Annotated in this window: 19 protein-coding genes; 6 read left to right on the top strand and 13 right to left on the bottom strand. The window is 71.3% G+C overall.

What is annotated here, in order from left to right; translation table 11 throughout:
- Window positions 1-105: 105 nt before the first annotated feature.
- Together ACQP0U_RS17825 and ACQP0U_RS17820 are read right to left on the bottom strand one after the other, a co-directional pair.
- The gene (locus ACQP0U_RS17825) at window positions 106-1,530 is read right to left on the bottom strand and encodes an aldehyde dehydrogenase family protein (protein WP_433308430.1); all 1,425 of its coding nucleotides are present in this window, start codon (window positions 1,528-1,530) and stop codon (window positions 106-108) included.
- Between the two features lie 84 nt (window positions 1,531-1,614).
- Window positions 1,615-2,139, bottom strand: a complete 525-nt coding sequence (locus ACQP0U_RS17820; RefSeq protein WP_433308428.1) for a zinc-binding dehydrogenase — start codon at window positions 2,137-2,139, stop codon at window positions 1,615-1,617.
- Between the two features lie 153 nt (window positions 2,140-2,292).
- Between ACQP0U_RS17820 and ACQP0U_RS17815 the strand changes: the two genes are divergently transcribed.
- On the top strand, window positions 2,293-2,430 hold the full coding sequence (locus ACQP0U_RS17815) for a hypothetical protein (RefSeq protein WP_433308427.1): 138 nt from the start codon (window positions 2,293-2,295) through the stop codon (window positions 2,428-2,430).
- Between the two features lie 145 nt (window positions 2,431-2,575).
- On the opposite strand, the gene ACQP0U_RS17810 is transcribed toward ACQP0U_RS17815, so the two are convergent.
- Genes ACQP0U_RS17810 through ACQP0U_RS17795 form a run of 4 tightly spaced genes read right to left on the bottom strand, consistent with a single transcriptional unit; the run spans window position 2,576 to window position 5,722 of the window.
- Window positions 2,576-2,938, bottom strand: coding sequence for a hypothetical protein (locus ACQP0U_RS17810; protein ID WP_433308425.1), 363 nt, complete (start codon window positions 2,936-2,938; stop codon window positions 2,576-2,578).
- A complete protein-coding gene (locus tag ACQP0U_RS17805; protein ID WP_433308423.1) occupies window positions 2,935-3,801 on the bottom strand; it encodes an extradiol ring-cleavage dioxygenase in 867 nt (288 codons plus the stop codon). Before ACQP0U_RS17805 ends, ACQP0U_RS17810 begins: the two co-directional genes overlap by 4 nt.
- Before the next feature lie 29 nt (window positions 3,802-3,830).
- Window positions 3,831-4,601 (bottom strand): citryl-CoA lyase, encoded by a 771-nt coding sequence (locus ACQP0U_RS17800; protein WP_433308421.1) that lies wholly within the window; start codon window positions 4,599-4,601, stop codon window positions 3,831-3,833.
- Window positions 4,586-5,722 carry a CaiB/BaiF CoA transferase family protein gene (locus ACQP0U_RS17795; RefSeq protein WP_433308419.1) on the bottom strand — a complete coding sequence of 379 codons (1,137 nt, stop codon included), beginning with the start codon at window positions 5,720-5,722 and terminating at the stop codon, window positions 4,586-4,588. The genes ACQP0U_RS17800 and ACQP0U_RS17795 overlap by 16 nt, the downstream gene beginning before the upstream one ends.
- A gap of 197 nt (window positions 5,723-5,919) precedes the next feature.
- On the opposite strand from ACQP0U_RS17795, the gene ACQP0U_RS17790 reads away from it, so the two are divergent.
- The 3 genes from ACQP0U_RS17790 (at window position 5,920) to ACQP0U_RS17780 (ending at window position 9,955) form a co-directional block, all read left to right on the top strand.
- Entirely contained in the window at window positions 5,920-7,356 is a 1,437-nt protein-coding gene (locus tag ACQP0U_RS17790; protein ID WP_433308417.1) for an amidohydrolase family protein, read from the top strand.
- A 3-nt stretch (window positions 7,357-7,359) separates the two neighbouring features.
- A complete protein-coding gene (locus tag ACQP0U_RS17785; RefSeq protein WP_433308415.1) occupies window positions 7,360-8,169 on the top strand; it encodes an IclR family transcriptional regulator domain-containing protein in 810 nt (269 codons plus the stop codon).
- 205 nt (window positions 8,170-8,374) lie between these two features.
- Complete coding sequence (locus ACQP0U_RS17780; RefSeq protein WP_433308413.1) at window positions 8,375-9,955, top strand: DHA2 family efflux MFS transporter permease subunit; 1,581 nt, start codon at window positions 8,375-8,377, stop codon at window positions 9,953-9,955.
- A gap of 54 nt (window positions 9,956-10,009) precedes the next feature.
- Here ACQP0U_RS17780 and ACQP0U_RS17775 read toward each other — a convergent pair whose 3' ends face one another.
- From ACQP0U_RS17775 to ACQP0U_RS17750, 6 genes are all read right to left on the bottom strand, one after another.
- The gene (locus ACQP0U_RS17775) at window positions 10,010-10,471 is read right to left on the bottom strand and encodes a DUF5709 domain-containing protein (protein ID WP_433308411.1); all 462 of its coding nucleotides are present in this window, start codon (window positions 10,469-10,471) and stop codon (window positions 10,010-10,012) included.
- Window positions 10,472-10,592: 121 nt separating this feature from the next.
- The gene (locus tag ACQP0U_RS17770) at window positions 10,593-11,477 is read right to left on the bottom strand and encodes an alpha/beta fold hydrolase (RefSeq protein ID WP_433308409.1); all 885 of its coding nucleotides are present in this window, start codon (window positions 11,475-11,477) and stop codon (window positions 10,593-10,595) included.
- Window positions 11,478-11,589: 112 nt separating this feature from the next.
- A complete protein-coding gene (locus ACQP0U_RS17765; RefSeq protein ID WP_433308407.1) occupies window positions 11,590-12,513 on the bottom strand; it encodes an RNA polymerase sigma factor in 924 nt (307 codons plus the stop codon).
- A 38-nt stretch (window positions 12,514-12,551) separates the two neighbouring features.
- Entirely contained in the window at window positions 12,552-13,184 is a 633-nt protein-coding gene (locus tag ACQP0U_RS17760) for a TetR/AcrR family transcriptional regulator (RefSeq protein WP_433308406.1), read from the bottom strand.
- A 136-nt stretch (window positions 13,185-13,320) separates the two neighbouring features.
- Window positions 13,321-14,814 (bottom strand): DHA2 family efflux MFS transporter permease subunit, encoded by a 1,494-nt coding sequence (locus tag ACQP0U_RS17755; protein ID WP_433308404.1) that lies wholly within the window; start codon window positions 14,812-14,814, stop codon window positions 13,321-13,323.
- 37 nt (window positions 14,815-14,851) lie between these two features.
- Window positions 14,852-15,616, bottom strand: a complete 765-nt coding sequence (locus ACQP0U_RS17750) for an SDR family NAD(P)-dependent oxidoreductase (protein WP_433308402.1) — start codon at window positions 15,614-15,616, stop codon at window positions 14,852-14,854.
- Between the two features lie 455 nt (window positions 15,617-16,071).
- Here ACQP0U_RS17750 and ACQP0U_RS17745 point away from each other — a divergent pair, with 455 nt between their 5' ends.
- Both ACQP0U_RS17745 and ACQP0U_RS17740 read left to right on the top strand, forming a co-directional pair.
- Window positions 16,072-17,259 (top strand): winged helix DNA-binding domain-containing protein, encoded by a 1,188-nt coding sequence (locus tag ACQP0U_RS17745; RefSeq protein ID WP_433308400.1) that lies wholly within the window; start codon window positions 16,072-16,074, stop codon window positions 17,257-17,259.
- 37 nt (window positions 17,260-17,296) lie between these two features.
- Entirely contained in the window at window positions 17,297-18,061 is a 765-nt protein-coding gene (locus ACQP0U_RS17740) for a YqjF family protein (protein WP_433308398.1), read from the top strand.
- Here the strand turns inward: ACQP0U_RS17740 and ACQP0U_RS17735 are convergent.
- Window positions 18,055-19,032 (bottom strand): aldo/keto reductase, encoded by a 978-nt coding sequence (locus ACQP0U_RS17735; RefSeq protein WP_433308396.1) that lies wholly within the window; start codon window positions 19,030-19,032, stop codon window positions 18,055-18,057. The two genes, ACQP0U_RS17740 and ACQP0U_RS17735, sit on opposite strands and share 7 nt — an antisense overlap.
- Window positions 19,033-19,101: the final 69 nt, after the last annotated feature.

Raw genomic sequence — 19,101 nt, 5'->3', positions numbered from 1 at the left:
GCCGGCCTGTTCACTGCAACAGGCCGGCCCGGGGGCGGTGTTCCGGCTCCTCAAGATTCTGAGGAGAGCGGGGCGGGTGGGGCGGGTGCGTACCGCCTGGTGCGGTCAGCGCTGGATGGACTTGGTCTCCAGGAACTCCTCCAGGCCCATCCGGCCGAACTCGCGGCCGTTGCCGGAGTGCTTGTAGCCGCCGAACGGGGCGAGCGGGTTCCAGTGGCCGGCGTTCACGTCGACCTGGCCCACGCGCAGCCGCCGGGCGACCGCCAGCGCGTGCTCCGGCTCACCGAAGACGCCGCTGGTCAGGCCGTACAGCGTGCCGTTGGCGATGGCCACGGCCTCCTCCTCGTCCGCGTAGGGGATGATCGTCAGCACCGGGCCGAAGATCTCCTCCTGGGCGATCGCGGAGGCCGGGTCGACGTCGGCGAAGATCGTCGGCTGGACGTAGGCCCCGACGGTCAGCCCCTCGGGCCGATCCGGGCCGCCGAACACGAGCCGGGCGCCGTCGGCGATGCCGCGCTCGATGTAGCCGACGACCTTCTGCCGGTGGGTCTCGGACGCCATCGGGCCGATCCGGGTTGCCTCGTCGCCGGGGTCGCCGACGGTGTAGTGCTTCGCGGCCTCCACTGCCAACGCCACGACCTCGTCCTGACGGGAGGCGGGCACCAGCATCCGTGGCCACGCGCCGCAGACCTGACCACCGTTGGTGAACGCCATCATGAGGCCCCGCTCGACCGCGGCGGGCAGGTCGGCGTCGTCGAGGATGATGTTCGCGCCCTTGCCGCCCAGCTCCAGCGCGACCCGCTTGACGGTCGCAGCGGCCACCGAGGAGATGCGCTGCCCGGCGCGGGTGGAGCCGGTGAACGAGATCATGTCGATGTCCGGGTGGGCGGAGATCGCCTCGCCGACGGTCGCGCCGGTGCCGTAGACGACGTTGAAGACGCCCGCCGGTACGCCGGCCTCGGCGGCGACCTCGGCGAGGATGCGCGCGGTCAGCGGGGCGTTCTCGGACGGCTTGAAGACCATCGTGTTGCCGGCGAGCAGGGCCGGTGCCAGCTTGGAGACGATCTGCTGAAGCGGGAAATTCCACGGCGTGATCGCGCCGACCACGCCGATCGGCTCGCGGACGATCAGCGAGTTGCCGATCTCCTCGGTCCAGGCGAAGTCGTCGGCCAGGCCGGCGATGGACTCGACCACCGCCGCCGGGAACGCCACCTGGGCGGTCCGGGACATACCGATCGGAGAGCCCATCTCGGCGGTGATGGCCTGGGCGATCTCCTCCGTACGGGCGGCGAGGCCGGCGCCGAGGCGGCGCAGCACGTCCGCCCGGTGCTGCGGGGTGGTCGCGGACCAGGCCGGGAAGGCCGCGCGGGCGGCGGCGACGGCACGGTCGACGTCGGCGGCGGTGCCGGCCGGGGTCTCGGCGACGACCTCGCCGGTGGCCGGGTTCACGACGGGGAGGGTGCCGGCGGAGCCGGTGACGGTCTCGCCGCCGATCCAGTGGCCGGCGACGGTGTGGGTGGAAGGTGTCATGGACCGACCGTCGCACCGCTCCGGAACCCCAACCAGGTGCGGTTTATCCAGGGTTCGGTGATCCCTGGCTGGGGCCCGGACCGGTCAGAGCGCGAGGACGATCCGCCCGGCGGTGGTGCCGGCGTCCTGCCGCGCCCAGGCGTCGCCGATGCCGTCGAAGGGCACGATCTCGTGGTCGACGGTGAGCCGACCGGCCGCCGCGTGCCCGGCCACCACGGTCAGCGCAGCGGCCCGCTCGTCGGTCGACAACCCGTTGTTGGTGTAACCGATCATCCGCAGCGCGTTGCTGCGCAGCACGGCGGACTCGATGGGCGCGGTCGCGCCGGCCGCGCTGCCCAGGTTGACGAGTCGCCCGCCCGGTCGCAGCACCCGCAGCGCCGCTGCGGCCGGGACGCCGAAGACCGGGTCGAGGACGAGGTCGACCGGCCCGTCGGCGGCGTGGCGCAACCGGTCGGCCACCGACGTGACGTCGTCGTCGGGGAGCAGCGGGATCGCGACGGCGGCGCCCAACTCCTCGGCGCGGGCCCGTGCCGAGGCCGAGCGGGCCACGGCGATGACCCGGCGGGCGCCGCCGAGCAGGGCGAGCTGGACGGCGGCCTGGCCGACCACACCCCGGCCCCGAGCACGATGACCTGGTCGCCGGCCGCCAGGCCGCCGGCGTGGGTCAGCGCCGCGTGCGCGGCGACCGCGGAGAGACCGAGGGCCGCGAGCAGGGTCAGCGGTACGCCGGCCGGCAGCGCCACCACGTCGGCGGTGGGCACCGTGACAGTTGTCGCCATGCTGCCGTCGACACCGGACCGCATCCCCGCCGCCGTCCCGAACCAGACCGGGGAGCCGTCGGCGAGCCGACCGACCCCCTGTACGCCCGGCACGTACGGGGTGGTCGGCCTGCCGAAGTAGCTGGTGCCGCTGGCGCAGAGCACGTCCAGCGGGGTGATCGGCACGGCTTCGACGGTGACCGCCACCTCGCCGTCGGCCGCCACGGGCTCCGGCCGCTCGGCGATCGTCGGTCCGGTGCCGCAGGTGGTGAGCAGGGCCGCGCGGATCACGTCGCGATGTCCGGGTAGGGCATCGAGAAGTGGGCCAGCCGCGCGCCGAAGGACTTCTGGTATTCCAGTGGCTCGGTGTTGTCCCGCTCGAAGAGGGCGATGAAGAGGGTCAGGGTGAGGAACGGGTGCGCGCCCAGCTCGAAGAGCTTCACGTGGTCGTGGGTGGCCAACGCCTCGCGCTCCACGTCGTCGAGGCGCAGCCAGGTGCTCGCCTCGCCGGTGTGGCAGTTCAGCACGGTGTTGGCGCACTCGGCCTCCCACCAGGCGACCAGCTCGCGCGGCTCGCTGCGGTAGCGCTCGACCAGCTCCGGGTCCCGGTCGACCATGAAGAGGAACTTGTTCAGCAGATATTTGCTCATGCCGTCGGCGCTCCGTTCGGGTACCAGGTGAAGTACGCCTCCATGGTGTGGAACAGATCGAGGGTGTCCACGTAGTCGGCCTTCACACCGGCGCCGGCCACGCCCATCATGAGCATGAAGTCCATGAAGCCGTGGGTGGCGTTGCCCGGTGAGTGCAGGCTGTCCAGGGTGACCTCGCGCAGGCACTCGTCCAGGTCGCCGTTGGCGATCCACTCGACGGCCCGCCTGTCGAACTCCGGGTCCGGGCCGTGCGGGCCGAACTGTCGGGGGCCGCCCAGCTCCAGCGAGAGGTGGCCGGTCCCGATGACTGCCACCCGCAGGTGCGACGGCCACGACTCGACGATGTCCCGGATGCTCTGGCCGAGCTGGACGAAGCGCTTCGGCTGCGGCAGCGGCGGCGCGAAGATGTTCGTGTAGATCGGCACGATCGGCAGGTCGGCCTCGGGCCGCAGCGTGATGATCGGGCAGGTGATGCTGTGGTCGATGCGCAGCTCGTTGCTGAACGCCAGGTCGAACCCGGCGTCGAGCCCGGCCCGCAGGATGTGCCCGGACAGGTCCTCCTGGCCCTTGAGCAGCATCCGGGGCAGCCCGAACTCGCGCTCCTCGTTGTACCAGTTGGCGTCGTAGAGGGGCGCCTTGCCGACCAGGAACTGCGGCATGTTGTCCAGCCAGAGCTGGTGGAAGTGGTCGGACCCGACCATCACCAGCACGTCGGGTCGGGCCCGGGTCAACGTCTCCCGGAACGCCAGGATCTTGCGGGTCCACTCGTCGGCGAACGGTGGTCGCTCCTCACCGGTGGCGGTGCTGGCCCGGTAGTAGAAGGGGTGGTGGGTGGAGGCGATGACCGCGACGATGGAGGCCATTCCCGCTCCTTTCGGGGGTGCGGAGGGGATCAGGGTTCGTAGACGGCGTTGCGGTCGACGGTGCGGTAGATGTCCATACCGAGCGGCCGTCGTCGCTCCTCGGCGAGGTGCCCGAGCAGCCCCGCCGCGCGGGCCAGCAGGGCGAAACCGCGCAGCATCTCGACGGGGAGTCCGAGGTCCGCGAGGGCGGCGCCGCAGACCCCGGCCCCGTTGAGCGGCAGGGTGCGACCGAGCACCTGCGGGTGTACGCGTCCGATCGCCTCGAAGAGCCGCAGGTGCGGGCCGTGCAGACCCTCCTCGGTGGCGATCCGGACCAACACGGGGGTGCGCGGGTCCTGCTCCTTGTGCACGGGGTGTCCCAGCCCGGGGACCAGCCGGTGCTCCTGCTTGACTCGGGTGACCGCGTCGAGCGCCACCGCGTCGTAGTCGGTCACCGCGCCGGCCCGGGCGAGCGTGTCGGCGAGGAAGCGTCCACAGTCCTCGGTGACGCCGAGGAAGCGGGAGCCGCCGCCCAGCAGCCCGGCGGCGAGCGCGCCCTGCAACGACTCGGGCGCGGACAGGTACGTCAGCCGGGCGGCGATCGCCGTCGGGGTGAAGCCGTGGTCGGCGAGTGCCACCAGCACCGCCTCGAAGACCCGTACCTCACCCGGGGTGGGGCGGCGGCCGGCGACCAGCCAGTACGCCAGCTCGCCGAAGCCCACAGTGCCCATCAGGTCGGCGGCCAGGTCCTGCCCGAGCAGGGAGATGGTGGTCGGGTCGGAGGTGCCGATCCCGGTCGGGAAGCTCAGTTCTTCAGCCACGCGCGGATCTCCTCGCCGTGTTCGTCGAGCCCCGGCGGCGGCAGGTCGTACCGGGCCGGGGTGTCGGAGAAGGTGATGGGGTTACGGACTCCGGGCACGTCACCGACGGTGACGACCGGGTCGAGCCCCAGCTCCTCGGCGAGCGCCACGCCGCCGTCGATGGTGTTGATCGGCGCGCACGGGACGCCGGCGGCGAGCAGGTCACGGAACCACTCGTCCTTGGTCCGCTTGGCGAGGCGTTCGACGAGCAGGGGCCGCAACTGTTCGCGGTTGGCCGTGCGGTCCTGGTTGCGGCCGAAACGGCTGTCGTCCGGCAGGTCGGGCAGGTCGAGCACCTGGCAGAGCTTGCGGAACTGCCCGTCGTTGCCGGCGATGACGATCAGCTCGCCGTCGGCGGTGGGCAGCGGCTCGTACGGGAAGAGGCTGGGGTGCGCGTTGCCCATCCGGAAGGGGACGGTGCCGCCGGCGACGTAGCCGCTGGAGTGGTTGACCAGCCCGGACAGCGCCGAGCTGAGCAGGTTGACCTCGACGTGTTGACCTCGTCCGGTTTCGCCGCGGTGGTGCAGCGCGGCGAGGATGCCGATGCTCGCGTGCAGCCCGGCCATGACGTCGAAGACGGAGATCCCGGCCCGGTACGGCGAGCCGTCCGGGTCGCCGGTGAGGCTCATCAGGCCCGAGATGGCCTGCACCATGAGGTCGTAGCCGGGGAAGTCCTTACCGGCGCCGGTGCCGAAGCCGCTGATGCTCGCGTACACGATCTTCTCGTTGTTCGCGGTGACGCTGTCGTAGTCGAGGCCGAACCGGGCGAGGCCACCGGGCCGGAAGTTCTCGATCAGCACGTCGGCGCGGCGGGCCAGCTCCTGCGCGGCGGCGAGGTCGTCGGGTTTCTTGAGGTCCAGGGCGACGGACCGCTTGTTGCGGTTGATGCCGAGGTAGTACGTCGAGACCCCGTCGCGGGTGGGCGGCATCCAGGTGCGGGTGTCGTCGCCACCGGGGCTCTCCACTTTGATCACCTGGGCGCCCAGGTCGGCCAGGAGCATCGTCGCGTACGGCCCGGCGAGGATCCGGGAGAAGTCCGCGACGAGCAGGCCGGCCAGGGGGCCGGTCGAATGCAGCACCATGTTTCCGCCCGTTCTGCGGACACCTGTCCGCCGGGACAGCTTGCGATACCGCAGGGTGCCTGTCAACGGGCTGTTTCGTGAGCGGGATTGCGCTCTTGACACCAATGGTGACCGGGACCACACTTGCGCCACTCGGGCTGGCCGCACAGCGGACAACAGTCCGTACACCCCTCGTACCCCGAAAGGAATGGGTGGCGATGAGCGCAACCGACCGGCCGGTGGTCTTTCGTAACGGCCTCGTTCTCACCATGGACGACGCGCACACGGTCCTGCCCGGCGCCGACGTGCTGGTCATCGGCGGCCGGATCGCGGAGGTCGGCGTCGGCCTCACCGCACCCGACGACGCCCTGGAGATCGATGCCACCGACGGCATCCTCATGCCCGGCATGGTCGACACCCACCGGCACCTGTGGCAGACCGCGATGCGTGGGTACGGCGCCGACTGGACCCTGACCCAGTACTTCGTCTGGTACTACCTCGAGTCGGGCAAGCTGTTCCGGCCCGAGGACGTCTACGCCGGTAACCTGCTCGGGGCCATCGAGGCGATCGACGCGGGTGTCACCACCACTGTCGACTGGTCGCACGGGTTGCAGACGATCGAGCACGCCGACGCCGCCGTGGACGCCCTGGAGGCGGTGGACGGGCGCTTCGTGCTCGCCTACGGCAACATCCAGCAGGGGCCATGGGAGTGGGCCACCTCGCCGGAGTTCCGCGACTTCCACCGCCGCCGGATCGACGCCGGCAAGCTGGCCGGCTTCCAGATGGCGTTCGACGTCACCGGCGACCCCGCCTTCCCGGAGCGGGCCGCGTTCGAGGTGGCCCGGGAGTTGGGCGCCGCGGTGACCACCCACGCGGGCGTGTGGGGCGCCACCAACGACGACGGCATCCGCCTGATGCACGAGAACGGGTTCATGAACCCGTCGACCGTCTACGTGCACGCGGCGACACTCACCCACGACTCGTACAACCGGATCGCCGCGACCGGCGGCTCGGTTTCCGTCTCGACCGAGAGTGAGCAGAGCGCCGGCCAGGGTTACCCACCCACCTGGCAGCTACGCCACCACGACATCCCGGTGTCGCTGTCGATGGACACCAGCGTGTGGTGGAGCGGCGACCTCTTCTCCGCGATGCGGACCACGCTGGGCGCGGACCGCTCCCGCGAGCACCTGGAGGCGCACGCCAAGCAGGAGACCATCACCCACTGCCACCTGCGTGCCGAGCAGGTCGTCGAGTGGGCCACCCGGGGCGGCGCCCGCGCCCTCGGCATGGATGCCACGATCGGCGCGCTCACCCCCGGCCGGCAGGCCGACGTCGTCCTGATCAAGAACGACGCCTCGCCGGTGATGTTCCCGATCCTGAACCCGCACGGCCACGTCGTCTTCCAGGCCCAGCGTGCCGACGTGCACACAGTGCTGGTGGGTGGCCGGGTCGTGAAGCGGGACGGCCGCCTCGTCGGCGTCGACCTCGCCGCCGCACGGGCCAGTGTGGCGTCGACCATCGACCACCTGCGCGAGACGATGGGGGAGCAGGCGTGGCAGCGGGGCATGAACCCGGACATCCCCGAGACCGCGATCCTGGAGAACCCGTACCAGTACACCGAGTGGGACGCCGGCTCGGCGCAATGGAAGCATTGAGGAATGAGTGACAACGGAAGGGGCGCCGGGCCCGACTTCATCGAGGCCCTCGCCCGTGGCCTCGACGTCCTGCGCTCCTTCCGTCCCGCCTGCCCCTCCATGACGCTCAGCGAGCTCGCCGCCGCCACCGGCCTGGCCCGCCCCACCGTCCGGCGCATCCTCATCACGCTCGAATCGCTGGGCTACGTCCGCGCGGTCGGCCGCGGCCACACCCTCACCCCGCGTGTCCTGGAGCTGGGGATGGCGTACGTCAACGCGCTGAACATGTGGGATGTGGCCCGGCCGCACATGGAGAAGCTCGTCGCGCAGACCAACGAGTCGACCTCGATGGCGCAGCTCGACGGCAGCGACATCGTCTACGTCGCCCGGGTGGCCGTCCCCAAGATCGTCACACTCGGTGTCACCATCGGCACCCGCTTCCCGGCCCCCGCCACCTCGATGGGCAAGGTGCTGCTCGCGGCCCTCCCACCGGACACACTGGAGGCCGTCCTCGCCGAGCCCAGCCGCTCCGGCATCACGCCGCGCTGGCAGCCCGCGCCGGGTGACCTCGACGCCGTGCTGCGCGAGGTCCGGGCGAAGGGCTGGGCGCTCGCCGACCAGGACCTGGCCCCGGGAATCCGGTCCGTCGCCACCGGCGTACGCGACGGCGACGGGCGGGTCGTTGCCGCCATCAATGTGACGGTGCACGCCGCCGAGACCTCACTGGAGACCCTGCGCGAGGAGCACCTTCCGAGGCTGCTGCGCGCGGCGGCCGACATCGGGCACGACTGGGCGCTCACCGCCGCCGTGCCGGTGGTCACCGTCGGAGGCTGATCGCCACCCCGACGAGCGGCTGTAATTGGGCGGCCGTTCGGATACGCGGCCGGGCGGTCACGAAATCCGGCGGCGAATCGTCACAACTGGCGGTTAGTCTGCCTCCGCGCGTCGCTGCCCCGGCACGTCGCGCCCCGCGCCCGGTAGGCGCGGCATCGCCGCCACCGCCCACCCTCGGCCGGCTCAATCGACTACGGGAGAGTTAGTGACACAGCAATCCGTCGCGACATCGGACAAACTCGACGGCGCGGTGCTCAAGGTGGCGGGCGTCGTCGTCCTTGGCGCGATCATGTCGATCCTCGACGTGACAGTGGTCAGCGTGGCGCTGCCCAAATTCCAGAGCGAGTTCGACGCGTCCTACGCCCGCGTCGCCTGGACCATGACCGCCTACACCCTCGCGCTCGCCACCGTGATCCCGCTCAGCGGGTGGGCGGCGGACCGGTTCGGCACCAAACGGCTCTACATGGTGGCGCTGGCCCTGTTCACGATCGGGTCGGGGCTCTGCGCCATGGCCGACACGATCGGCGAGTTGATCGGCTTCCGGGTCCTGCAGGGCCTCGGTGGCGGCATGCTCATGCCGCTGGGCATGACCATCATGACCCGGGCGGCCGGCCCGCACCGGATCGGCCGGTTGATGGCCGTCCTCGGCATTCCGATGCTGCTGGGGCCGATCGGCGGCCCGATCCTCGGCGGCTGGCTGATCGACACCGCGAGCTGGCACTGGATCTTCCTGATCAACCTGCCGATCGGCGTGATCGCCCTGATCTACGCGCAGTTCGCGCTGCCGAAGGACGCGCCCGAGCCGTCCGAGTCGTTCGACTTCGTCGGCATGCTCATGCTCTCGCCGGGTCTCGCCCTCTTCCTCTACGGCGTCTCGTCACTGCCGGAAACCGGCACCTTCGCCGAGGCCAAGGTCTGGGCCCCGATGCTGGTCGGCGGCGCGCTGGTGGTGGCGTTCGTGCTCTACTCGTTCAAGCCCCGGCACCCGCTGCTCGACCTGCGGCTGTTCCGTAACCGCAGCCTGACCATCGCCTCGGTGACGATGTTCGTGTTCATCATCGCGTTCATGGGCGCCGGCCTGCTGTTCCCGAGCTACTTCCTGCAGGTGCGCGGCGAGTCGACGCTGGCCGCCGGCCTGCTGATGGCCCCGCAGGGCATCGGCGCGATGATCACCATGCCGATCGCCGGCACGCTCGCCGACCGGGTGCCGATCGGGCGTACCGTCCCGTTCGCGCTGGGGCTCATCGTCGTCGGGTTCTTCGGCTTCACCCAGGTCGACCCGCAGACCCCGTACTGGCTGCTCGGTGGGTCGCTGTTCGTGATGGGTCTGGGCATGGGCGGCACGATGATGCCGATCATGACGTCGGCGCTGCGAACGTTGCAGGCGCAGGAGGTGGCGCGCGGCTCGACGCTTGTCAACATCCTCCAGCAGATCGGCGGATCAGTCGGCGCCGCCGTGATGTCGGTGATCCTCACCAACGAGCTGAACGGCTCCCGGCCGATTCCCGGCCTGGTGGACGAGAGCGGCAAGCCGATCACCGAGGCCGGGCTGGCCATCGCCTCCCAGCAGCGGCCGGAGCTGCTTCAGCAGATGCCGGTGGACCCGTCGCTCATCGAGCGCGGGCTCGACTTCGCCGCCAAGTCGTTCGCCACCACGTTCTGGGTCGCGTTCGCGCTTGTCGTGCTCACGTTCATCCCGGCCGCACTGCTGCCGCGCCGACGTCAGCCGGCGCAGCTCGACGACCCGCAGGGCGAGCAGGCCCGCACGCCCGTCGTCATCCACTGACCGACCCCGCCGCGCTCGGCACCCCGTGAGGTGCTGAGCGCGGCGGGTACGGGGTCAGCGCAGCGGACCGTCGCCGGGCCCGTCCGGGTCCTCGACCACGTGGATCGCCGCTTCCTCCGCGCTGGCGGCACCCGCGTCGATGCCGGCGTCCCACGCCACCGACTCGGCCTCGTCGTCCTCGCGGACGCCCTCGTCATAGGCGACGAGTCGGCCGGCGCGCGCCTCCGCCTCGTACCCCCGGCGGGTCAGCTCGTCCTCGTCGTCGCCACCCTCGGCGTACGGGTCGACATCCGGCACCTCCTGGGCGAGGTGCTGCTCCAGGGACTCGCCGGCCCGCTCCTCGGCGGGCGTGGTGCCGAACCGGTTTGCCGCCGTCCAGTGGTCCTCGGCGATGATGCCGGTGTCGAGGGGGTCGCCGACCCGGTCGTCGTCGAGGGTGTCGGAGGCGTCCAGCACCCCGTCGTCCTCGGCCACGTTCCACTCGTCGACGGAATCCATCCGTTCGGTCTGGCTCACGGCGGTCTCCTCTTCGTCACGGTGCAGCAAAGTGCTCAGCCTATGACCGTGCAACGCAACCGCATCCCGAGCCCTGCCCGTTGTGACGAACTGACCTTGCGGCACGCCGCGCCGAGGTGGGTCACCGCTTCAGCAGCTCCGCCACGGCGTCGGTGAACTCCACCGGCTGCTCGATGTGCGCGAAGTGTCCGCTCCGCTCCAACGTCACCAGCCGCGAGTCCGGAAGGCCCGCGTGCAGCTGCTCGGCCCACCGGGGCCCGCAGATGAAGTCGTACGCCCCCACGATCACCACGACGGGCACGGTGATCTCACCGAGGTTCTCCCGTACGTCGAAGGGCGTCGGGTCCTGCGCGCCGGCCGGCGTCGACCAGATCCGGACGGCCGCCTGAAACGGGGCGAATTCGTGCTGTCGACCCCAGAAGTCCGCGAAGTACACCGGCAGGGCGGCGCGCAGCGCGGCCCCCAACGACTCGTCGTCAGTCGCGCCGCCGATCTGCGCGAACGCAGCCGGGACCGCCGCCGCCTCCGGCCGGTCCGGGTGCCGCTGCGGGTAGGCGGCGAGGCCGGCCATCGCCTCGGCCCAGAACTCGGCGCCGGTGACGGGTGAGGTGTCGTACAGGGCGAGGCCGGCGATCCGGCCCGGGTGGGTGAGCGCGTACCGCTGGACGACGAAACCGCCGTGCGAGTGCCCGAGGAGGTACACGCGAGGTTCGCCGAGGTGCTCGACAACGGCGTGCAGGAACCGGACGTACGTGTCGAGACGGTAATCGCCGGGGGTGTCGAGCTGTCCCGACGCACCGGTGCCCACCGGCTCGACGTAGACCATGGTGAAGTGCGCCTCCAGGCTGGGCATCCGCAGGTACGCCCACTCGATGCCCGGGCCGCCGGAGTGCGCCACGCAGACCGGGCCGGTGCCGGCGACGTGGTAGACCTGCCGAACGCCATCGACGGTGAACGTGTGGGCACCCGGTGCGAGGGCGCTGACGTCGTGGCTGATGGAACCCATGAACTATCTCCCGATCCGAGACCCGCGCGGCGTCTGCCGACACGGCAACTGGTGCATGACGCGGACCAGATGCGCGGGCCGAGGGAAAAGTTCGCTCGGTCGGAGAGGTTTTTCAGACCAGCGCGGGGACGGGGTGGAAGAGGGTGAGTTGGCGCACCCGGCCCTCGCGCAGCACCTGTAACCACAGCGCCGCGGGTGGGCAGTGCTCCGGGTCGTCGGGCGGGCTGATCAGGTCGGTCTCCCAGATCAGCACGTCGCCGCTGGCCACCACGTTGCGCAGCCGCTGACGTACCCCGGCGGCCAGGTCCCGGTTCATGCCGTTGATCGCCAGGTCACGACCGCCGCGCGGGCCTCCCGGCACGATCATTTCGGCGTCCGGCCACCAGCTTTCGCGGACCACCCGCTCGAAGTCGCCGTCCATCGCCGTGGTGATCATGTCGCGGCCGGCACGCCACTGCGAGTCGTTCGCGGCGGCGACGTCCGTGTGCGCCGTGGTCGCCGCCGTGCGGAGGCCGCCGGCGAGCGCACGGCGGGCGTGGCTGAGGCGGCTGCGGACGGTGCCGACCGGCACGCCACACACGGCCGCGATCTGCTCGTACGAGGACGCGTCGCTGAAGTACCGCAGCAGGGTGACGAGCCGGTCAGTTTCCGACAGTTGCCCGATCGAGTGCCACACCCAGTCGCGCATCGCGGCCCGGTCCAGCGCCTCCTCCGGGGTGGGTGTGTCGGCAGGGCCGCTGAACCATTCGGGTTCGGCGACCGCAACGGCTCTCGGCCCGCGCAACGCCATCCGGCTGTTGTTGCGGACGATGGCCCGCAACCAGCCGCCGACGGCGCTCGGGTCACGGACCTCGCCGATGCGACGCAGGGCGACGACCATGGCGTCCTGCACCGCGTCCTCGGCGTCCGGCCCGTAACCGAGGACGCCCAGCGCGACGGCCCGCATCCCGGCCTCGTGCCGGGCCAGCAGCGCCCCGAGCGCAGCGGCGTCTCCCGCCTGCGCGAGCACCACCAGCTCCGCGTCGCTCTGCGTCACGCGTACGTCCTCCTGTAGGTCCCGGGAATGCGAGTGGATCATGCTCCTTGCGGGCGGACCTGCGGTGCCGGCCCGTGGAGAGGAGTGCGTCCGGGGGCGCGCATGCCGTCGAGCAGAACCATGACGACTCGACGCCACCCGTCGGGCCCCGCGTCGACGCCGAGGCAGTGGTCGGTGTCCAGCGCCGCGCGTGAGCAGAGCAGGACGTCCTGCCAGGTTACGTCCGCGCGGAGATCACCCGCCGCGTGTGCTCGCTCAGTCAGTCGGGCGATGGCCTCCTGCAACGCGACGGTGCGCTGCGCGAGTTCGGGTGTCGGCGGCCTTTCGCAGGCCGCGGTCACCTCGGCCAGGCCGCGGCTGTCCCGGTGGGCACCGGCCAGCTCCAGCACGAACTCCGCCATTGCGTCCCACGGATCCGGGCGCTCCAGGCAGGCCCGCGCGATGTCGCACAACTCGTCGTAGAGGCCGAGCACCACGTAGTCGAGCAGCGCTTCCTTGGTGCCGAAGCGCCGGTACAACGTGCCGACCCCCACGCCGGCCGCTGTCGCGATGTCCAGAGCCGAGACGTCGAGCCCGCGGGCGGCGATAGCCTCCCTGGTCGCGATGATCAGTTGGCGTCGGTTCTGTCGGGCGTCCGCGCGGACGCCCGACGCCGGATCCAGATCAGGCATCCGGAAAGCGTAGCACAAGCGGACGCAGCTCGTCCGATTGTTCTCCGCGGCGGCCGAACGGACGCGGATCAGCTCCCGCCCCCAGGAGAGCCGGGAGCTGACGCGGCGGCTACCTCTGCGATCGCCGGGCCGTCCCTCAGTGGGCGGGCACCGGGACGTCGGCCGGCACAGTGTCGTCCGACACCGAGGTCGGCACAGACTCCGGTGCGCCCGCGTTGACCAGGATCGCGGAGACCAGCGCTGCGGCCACGACGAAGATGGTGGCCAGCCAGTACGCGGCCGAGTAGCCGTGCATCAGCGCCTGGTTCTGGACGTGGACGGGGGCTGCCGTACCGCCGTGGGCGAGCAGGTAGGAGGCGGTGGAACTGGTCGCGACGGTGTTGAGCAGCGCGACGCCGATCGACCCCCCGACCTGTTGCGACGAACTGATCATCGCGGAGGCGACACCGACGTCCGTGGGCGCGACGCCGTGGGTGGAGATGCTCATCGCGGGCATGAACGCGGCGCCGACGCCAATTCCGACCACCGCCTCGGCGATCGCGATCTCCAAGAAGCCGCTGTCGGCGTCGAGGAGGGCGAGCAGGACGAGGCCGGCGGCGCTGACGAGGTAGCCGCCGACCATGATCGGTCGCGGGGCGATCAGGTGCGCGAGTCGGGCCCCGACCTGCGTGGCCCCGAGAGCCTGCAGCACCGCCATCGGCATGAACGCCAGGCCGGCCATGACCGGCGACCATCCCTTGACCTGCTGGAAGTAGTAGCTCAGCAGGAGGAACATCCCGAACATGCTGACAATGGCGAGACCCACCGACAGGTAGGCGGCTGCCCGATTGCGTTCGTTCAGCACTCGAAGTGGGAGCAGCGGAGCCTTCACCCGTGACTGCACCACGATGAAGGTCGCCAGAAGCAGCACGCCGGCGACGAAAGATCCGATGGTCGGGGCCGCCGACCAGCCGTGGCTCTCCGCGGCGCTGAAACCGTAGACCAGGCCGACGAGACCGAGGCTGGCCAGCAGCACACCGGGAATGTCGAGCCGGGAACGGTGTCGCTCACCGTCGTCGTGCACCGTGGAGATTGCGCCCACAATCCCGACGACCGCGATCGGAACCAGAATGAACATCGCGAAACGCCAGTTCAGGTACTGGGTGAGCAGACCGCCGGCGACCAGACCGACGGCGCCACCGGCGATCGAAACCGCGGCGAACACGCCGAAGGCCTTCGCTCGTTCCCGCGGTTGTGTGAACAACAGGGAGATCAGCGACAGCGCGGCCGGCGCGAGCAGGGCCGCGAAGGCTCCCTGCAACGCGCGGGCGACCAGCAGCATCTCCACGTTTACCGCCAGGCCGCCGATCGCCGAGGCGATCGCGAAGCCCGCCAGGGCGAACAGGAAGACGCGCTTGCGGCCCACCATGTCACCGACCCGGCCGCCGACCAGCAGGAGGCCACCGAAGGCGAGACCGTACGCGGTGACCACCCACTGACGACTGCCGTCGGTGAAGTGCAGCGCCTGCTGCGCCGAGGGGAGCGCGATGTTCATGACCGCGCCGTCGAGAACGACCATCAGTTGGGCGATCGAGACGAAGAACAGGGCTTTCCACCGGTGCGAGTCCGGGGCCTTGTGACGAGTGGGCATCATGGTTCCTTCAGGGAAAGTGATGGGCGGCGGGCCGTCATGCAGCGGTCAGGCCGCCATCGATCGCGAGCGCGGCGCCAGTGATGAACGGGGCTTCGTCGCTCAGCAGGAAGGCCGCGAGCGCGGCGATCTCGTCGGGCCGTCCGATCCGGCCCACGGGGTGCATGGCGTTGCCCATCTGGAGGGCCTCGTCCGGGTTCGGGCCCAGGTTGCGCCGTAGTAGTGGGGTGTCGACGCCGCCGGTGACGAGCGCGTTGATCCGTACACCCGTGGCGGCCACCTCGAGTGCCGCCGACCGGGTGAGCCCCACGACGCCGTGCTTGGCGGCGCTGTAGGAGGCCAGGCCGGCAGATCCGGTGACACCACTGACGGAGGCGTTGTTCACGATCGAGCCGCCGCCGGAGGCCTGCAGCGCGGGGATCTGGTGCCTGAGCCCGAAGAAGACGCTGCTCAGGTTGAGCGCCATCTCGGCGTCCCACGCGTCCGGGCTGATCCCGGTGATCGGACCGAGCGCGGTGGCCGCGCCCACGTTGTTGAACACGCCGTCGAGCCGGCCGTAGTGGTCGACCGCCCGCTGCACCAGCTTCGCCATCTCGGCTCCGACCGTCACATCTGTCGGCACGAAGATCGCGTCCGCGCCGGCCGAGTGCAGGGTGGCCGCGAGTGCCTCGCCGGCCTGCTTGCCACGTGCCGCCAGGACGACCTTCGCGCCTTCGGCGGCGACCCGTTCCACGAGGGCCTGACCCATGCCGGAGGTGGCACCGGTGACCAGAATGACCTTGTTTGCGAAGCGTTCGGACATGGTTGATCCTTCTCTGGGCGTAGAGGCTGGGGTGTCTGCGCGGGTGGGCGTGGGCCGGCCGCGAATCAGCGGTACGGCCCGGGCGGCAGGCAGCGCTCCGGGGCGCTGTCGACTGGCCGCATCCGGTCACCCGCAGCGGACGACCATCGTCCGCATCAGCGAAGTTAGCCCAAGGGGACGAGTGTCGTCCACTTCCGCTGGCGGTCGGCGGAGTGACCCTGACCATCCCCGTACCAGGAACAAAACCTGGCCCGCCACCAGCGGGACGTCTCGCCTGAAGGGTGCGCGCCCGGGAAGGGCCGTCGGCGTGGCCGACGTCGAGCCCAGACCGACCGCCCCGAGTCACCCGAAGGCGACGACGATCGCCGGAAAGTGACACACGTCGGTCGTAGCGTGGCCGCCATGACGACCTGTGCTGTCGAGGCCCTCCGATCGTGCGCGGTCAGCGCCCGCGCGTGCGACGGGCGCCGGCGATGACCGCGCTGAGCTGGGCTCAGGTGTCCGCCCGACGTCTTGCGCGGCACCGGCTCTCCACGCCGACACCGGACGCGGAATCGGCCCCGGCACCGGACGCCGGCCGCGTCGCCGACGTGGTGTCGGCGATGTGCGGTGCGCACGCCCAGATCGCGTCGGCCGCCGAGCTGTCCGTCGGGCTGCGGGTGCCGGGCGCGACACGCGCCCTGGTGCGCCAGGCACTGTGGACCGACCGCACCCTTGTCAAGACCCGTGGGCCGCGTGGCACCGTGCACCTGCTCGCCGCGGCCGACCTGCCGATGTGGGTCGGCGCGTTGACCGCGATGCCGGCGCCGCCGTGGGAGCGCAGCGTGGTCCTGCTGACGCCCCGGCAGAGCGAGCAGGTCCTCGCGGCCATCGCCGACGCGGTCGCCGAGGCCGACCTGACCACCGCCGAGCTGACCGAGGAGATCGTCGCCCGTACCGGCCCGTGGGCGGGCGACCTGGTGATGGAGGCGTTCCAGGACAAGTGGCCCCGGTGGGTCGCCGCGATGACCGCCGCCACCCGGGGCGGTGTGGTCTGCTTCGGCCCGAATCGCGGTCGGGCCACCACGTACACCAGTCCGACCCGGTGGCTGCCCGACTTCGCGCCGATGCCCGGTCCCGCCGCCCTGGCCGCCCTCGTCCGCAGCTACCTGCACGCGTACGGGCCGGCCACCCCGGCGCAGTTCGCCAGGTGGTTGGGGGCGCCGCCGACGTGGGCGACGTTGCTGTTCGACTCCCTCGACCTGACCGAGGTGACAGTGGAGGGCACCCGGGCCTGGGTGGGCGCCGACGACACCGGGTTCCCGGACGACCAACCGTCCGGGTTGCGGCTGCTGCCCTACTTCGACGCGTACGCGGTCGGTTGCCACCCCCGCGAGCGGCTCTTTCCCGGCGCGGCCGCCGAGCGGGCGCTCAACGGCGGCCAGGCCGGCAACTACCCGGTGCTGCTGGTCGACGGTGTGGTCGCCGGTGTGTGGCATCAACGCCGATCCGGCCGCTCGATCCACGTCACCGTCGAGCCGCTGCGGGCGCTCGGCACCGCCCGGCAGCGGGCGCTGGGGGAGGAGGTCGAGCGAATCGGCGAGATCCTGGAGGGCAGGGCGTCGTTGACGATCGGCACCGTCAGCGTCGGTCCGCACGCCTGAGACCACGCCGGCCCACCGCCTGGGCCAGGATGAGAGCATGCACCCCGAACCGGTCGACCACGCGCCCCGGCAGGCGTTTCCCTGGGCGCTCCTGCGCCAGCGCTGGGAGGACCTCACCTTCCTGCACTGGGCCGTCGCTCCGGAGGTGGTCGCGCCGTTGCTGCCCACCGGCACCCGTCCGGACACCGTGGACGGCGTCAGCTACGTGGGCCTGATCGGTTTCCGGATGGTCGGGCTGGGCTTCGGCCGTGGCCCGGGGGTGCCGTACTTCGGCACCTTCTGGGAGACCAACGTCCGGCTCTACTCGGTAGACGACGCCGGCCGGCGAGCTGTCGTGTTCCGGTCGCTCGACGCGTCCCGACTGCTGCCGGTGCTTGTGGCGCGGGTGACGCTGCGCCTGCCGTACCTCTGGTCGTCGATGCGGTTGGATCGCGACGGCGACCGTCGCACCTACAGTTGCCGGCGGCGCTGGCCGGGGCCGGCGGGTACGACGAGCCGGATGGCGGTGCGGGTGGGGGAGCGGATCGTCGAGCCGACCCCGCTCGAACACTTCGTCACCGCCCGCTGGGGGCTGCACACGCGGGCGTACGGGCGCACGCTGCACCTGCCGAACTGGCATCCGAGCTGGCCGCTGCACCGGGCCGAGGTGCTGCACCTGGATGACGAGTTGGTCGCCGCCGCCGGGCTGCCGACCCCGGTCGGGCCGCCGGTCAGCGTGCTCTACTCGCCAGGCGTCGGGGTCAGGTTCGGCCCGCCGGTGGCGGCCCGGCCACGCGGTGCCGGGCCGCCGGAGCCTCAGTAGCGGCCACCCTCGGGTGCGGGTAGCGCGTCCAGGTCGGCCAGGTCCTCGGCGCTGAGCCGCACGTCGCCGGCCGCGCAGTTGTCCACCAGGTACCTCGGGGTCTTGGTACCGGGAATCGGGATGACCTGGTCGCCCTGGGCGACCACCCACGCGAGGGCGACCTGTGCGGGGCTGAAGCCCGCCCGGTCGGCGATCTCCCGGACCCGGGCGACGATGGCGAGGTTGGCGCGCAGCGCGTCCTGCTGGAAGCGCGGCAGGCCGCGCCGGAAGTCGTCGGCGGGCAGATCGTCGAAGGAGGTGAACCGGCCGGCGAGGAAACCGCGACCGAGCGGGGAGAACGGAAGGAAGGCGATGCCCTGCTCGGCGCAGTACGGCAACACCTCGGTCAACGGGTCGCGGGTCCACAGTGACAGCTCGGACTGCACCGAGGCCACCGGGTGCACCGCCTGGGCCCGCACGATCTGTGTGACAGTCACCTCGGAGAGCCCGATCTGCCGTGCCTTGCCGGCCGCCACGACCTCGGCCATCGCGCCCCAGGACTCCTCAATGGGCACCTCCGGGTCGACCCGGTGCAACTGGTAGAGGTCGACGTGGTCGGTGCCGAGCCGGCGCAGGCTCTCGTCGATGGCCGCGCGGATGTGCTCCGGACGGCCGTTGTTGCCGATCTTCGGTGAGTTGCCCGGGCCGCCGGTGGGGGAGGTGGCGACCAGGCCGGCCTTCGTGGCCAGCACTGCCCGCTCCCGGTGGCCGCCGGCCAGCGCTCGCCCGACCAGCTCCTCGTTGGTGAACGGCCCGTACACGTCCGACGTGTCGATGAGCGTCGCGCCCAGGTCCAGTGCCTGTCGGATGACGGCGATCGACGTGTCGTCGTCGCGAGGGCCGGTGATGTCGTAGCCGTGGCTCATGCCCATGCAGCCGAGGCCGATGACGCCGACCTCGGGTCCGGTGCTGCCCAGCGTGGTGGTTCGCATGCGCCCCACGCTACGACGGATCTCCCCGGGCGAACGTCGTAAGGAAACGGTAAGCGGGTCGGAGCACTG

Origin of the sequence: Micromonospora sp. CA-269861 (assembly GCF_050948505.1) — a bacterium.
GTDB lineage: Bacteria > Actinomycetota > Actinomycetes > Mycobacteriales > Micromonosporaceae > Micromonospora.
This window is presented reverse-complemented; position numbering and strand designations above follow the sequence as displayed.

Coding starts and splice junctions, on each gene's coding strand:
- ACQP0U_RS17785 (WP_433308415.1), top strand. CDS start 7,360: ATGAGTGACAACGGAAGGGGCGCCGGGCCCGACTTCATCGAGGCCCTC.
- ACQP0U_RS17770 (WP_433308409.1), bottom strand. CDS start 11,477: ATGGGTTCCATCAGCCACGACGTCAGCGCCCTCGCACCGGGTGCCCAC.
- ACQP0U_RS17805 (WP_433308423.1), bottom strand. CDS start 3,801: ATGGCCTCCATCGTCGCGGTCATCGCCTCCACCCACCACCCCTTCTAC.
- ACQP0U_RS17740 (WP_433308398.1), top strand. CDS start 17,297: ATGCACCCCGAACCGGTCGACCACGCGCCCCGGCAGGCGTTTCCCTGG.
- ACQP0U_RS17810 (WP_433308425.1), bottom strand. CDS start 2,938: ATGAGCAAATATCTGCTGAACAAGTTCCTCTTCATGGTCGACCGGGAC.
- ACQP0U_RS17735 (WP_433308396.1), bottom strand. CDS start 19,032: ATGCGAACCACCACGCTGGGCAGCACCGGACCCGAGGTCGGCGTCATC.
- ACQP0U_RS17790 (WP_433308417.1), top strand. CDS start 5,920: ATGAGCGCAACCGACCGGCCGGTGGTCTTTCGTAACGGCCTCGTTCTC.
- ACQP0U_RS17795 (WP_433308419.1), bottom strand. CDS start 5,722: ATGGTGCTGCATTCGACCGGCCCCCTGGCCGGCCTGCTCGTCGCGGAC.
- ACQP0U_RS17760 (WP_433308406.1), bottom strand. CDS start 13,184: ATGCCTGATCTGGATCCGGCGTCGGGCGTCCGCGCGGACGCCCGACAG.
- ACQP0U_RS17750 (WP_433308402.1), bottom strand. CDS start 15,616: ATGTCCGAACGCTTCGCAAACAAGGTCATTCTGGTCACCGGTGCCACC.
- ACQP0U_RS17825 (WP_433308430.1), bottom strand. CDS start 1,530: ATGACACCTTCCACCCACACCGTCGCCGGCCACTGGATCGGCGGCGAG.
- ACQP0U_RS17755 (WP_433308404.1), bottom strand. CDS start 14,814: ATGCCCACTCGTCACAAGGCCCCGGACTCGCACCGGTGGAAAGCCCTG.